This is a genomic window from Streptomyces sp. sk2.1, from assembly GCF_008120935.1.
Lineage (GTDB): Bacteria > Actinomycetota > Actinomycetes > Streptomycetales > Streptomycetaceae > Streptomyces.
This window is the reverse complement of the sequence record NZ_RDBO01000288.1, coordinates 1-2,402: the sequence shown is the minus strand read 5'-3', so window position 1 is coordinate 2,402 and position 2,402 is coordinate 1. Positions and strand designations below refer to the sequence as shown.

General features: G+C 73.7%; 2 protein-coding genes. Both read left to right on the top strand.

Annotated features, from left to right (window positions below; all coding sequences use genetic code 11):
- On the top strand, window positions 1–1,569 hold a 1,569-nt coding region (locus EAO76_RS43885; RefSeq protein WP_316248438.1), incomplete at its 5' end, for an alpha/beta fold hydrolase.
- A gap of 59 nt (window positions 1,570–1,628) precedes the next feature.
- Window positions 1,629–2,402: class I SAM-dependent methyltransferase (locus EAO76_RS43880; RefSeq protein WP_148841777.1), on the top strand; the 774-nt coding region annotated here is incomplete at its 3' end.

Sequence of the window (2,402 nt, the reverse complement as noted above, 5' to 3'; positions counted from 1 at the left end):
GATTCCTCAGGACCGGAGAAGTCCGGCGACCAAGGCTCCGTGGTGTCCTCCCCGCCCGAGGGCCCATCCTCCTCAAGACGGCGGACCCTCTCCGCACTGCTCCTCCTGGCCCTGYCCGCCGCCTCCTTCGCCGCGACCGTCCCCAGCACCCCGACCTCCCCGACCGCTCCCGGCGAGGCGGTCGCCGGGAAGTCCTCCGACGCCGACTTCCTTGTGGCGCCGATCAGTTGGGGCACCTGCCCCGCCGCCGAGCCGCCCTACCCCGACCCCGGCCCGCGGGCGCAGTGCGCGACGGTGCGGGTGCCACTGGACTGGTCGAGGCCGAAGGGCCCGAAGATCGGCATCTTCGTCGCCCGCCACCGGGCCACCGACCCTTCGCGGCGGATCGGCGTCCTGATGTCGAACCCGGGCGGCCCCGGGGCGCCCGGCGCCGACGACGCGCTGTACGCGGACGACCCCGTCAGCGGCTACACCCCGGACATGCTCCGGCGCTTCGACATGATCGGCTTCGACCCGCGCGGCATCGGCCGCAGCCGGAACGCCGAGTGCGACGAGACGATCATCGAGTCGATACCGGCCCGCCCGCGCGACGCGGCCGAGTTCGAGCGACTGCGCACCCTGAACGGCCGGCTGGCCGACAGCTGCCTGGAGCGTACGGGGCCGCTCGCCGCCCACATGGACGGCGAGAGCGTGGCCCGGGACATGGACGCGATCCGCGCCGCCCTCGGCGAGAGCCGGATCAGCTTCATCGGCCACTCCTACGGCACCTTCCTCGGTGAGCGTTACGCGCGCCTGTTCCCCGGCAGGCTCCGCGCGCTGGCCCTGGACAGCGCGATGGACCCGGACCGGCCGGACGCCGAGCGCTACCTCGTCGAGGGCAGCGTCACCACCGACAACACCCTGAAGCGGCTCGCGGCCTGGTGCGAGAAGGACACGGCCTGCGCGCTCAGGGGCAAGGACCTGGTCGCCGTCACCGACGAACTGTTCGCCCGCGCCGACGCGGGCACGCTCCGCGACCCGGGCCCGGACGGCCCGACGAGCACCGCGGTCGACGCCGACCAGCTGTCCGACTTCCTGACCTTCGCCCTCGGCAAGGGGGGCCGGGAGGAGACGGCGAAACAGCTGGCCGCCCTGTACACCGGCAGGGGCGAGGTCCGCTGGATCCCCACCGGCACCGACATCTCCTCGCGGCTCGTGCTGTGCCGGGACTACGACTTCCGGATCCGCGACCACGCCCAGTACCGGGCCATTCTCCAGCGGGTCGCCGAGGCCGCCCCGCACGTCCGCCACAACTCCCAGGCCCTGGACACCGTCCTCGGCTGCCAGGGCTGGACCATGCCGCCCGAGCCCCGCCCCGCCCGGGCGAAGGGTCCCCTCCCGCCCGTCCTCGTGGTGAACGCCACCCACGACCTGGCGACCCCGCTGCCCGGCGCGCGCCGCATGGCGCGCTCCTTCCCGAGGGCGACCCTGTTCACGATGGACGTCGTGAGCCACTGGCTGTACCGCAGGGGTGCGACGGAACGGGCGATGCGGGTGATCGACACCTACCTCACCGACCCGAAGGGCTGACCACCCGGGGGAGCAGCGGGGCGAAGGCCCCCTGCTCCCCCGTCTGCCAGAATCACCGCATGTCCGAACACAACGCCTCCCGCGGCTACCTCCTGGACAACAGCCGGTCCGAGGCGGGTGTTCGCTTCGGCGCCCTGGCGGAGCTGTTCGACCCGGTGACGTTCCGGCACATTGACGAGTTGGGGATCGGCCCGGGCATGCGGTGCTGGGAGGTCGGCGCCGGCGGCCCCTCCGTGCCCCTCGGCCTGGCGGAACGGGTCGGCCCGACCGGGAAGGTGATCGCCACCGACATCGACGTGTCCTGGACCCGTGACATCGCCGACGGCGTGATCGAGGTGCTGGCCCACGACGTGGCGGCCGACCCGCCGCCGCCCGGCGCCTTCGACCTCGTGCACGCCCGGCTGGTCCTGGTCCACGTCACCGATCGCACCGAGGCCCTGCGCCGCATGGTCCGGGCCCTCCGGCCCGGCGGGGTGCTGCTCCTGGAGGACGCCGATCCCGCGTTGCAGCCGCTGCTGTGCCCGGACGAGTCGGGCCCCGAACAGCGTCTCGCCAACCGCCTGCGTTCCGGCTTCCGCACCCTGATGGCGGCCCGCGGCGCGGACCTCGCGTACGGCAGGACCCTGCCCGGGGCGTTGCGCGAGGCAGGATTGGAGGACGTACGGGCCGACGCGTACTTCCCGATCACCTCCCCGGCGTGCACCGTGCTGGAGGACGCGACGGTGCGCCACATCCGCCACCACCTGGTCGCGGAGGGCCTCGCCACCGACGAGGAGATCGACCGCCACCTGGCGAACGTCGCCACCGGCCGACTCGACCTGGCCACCGCCCCC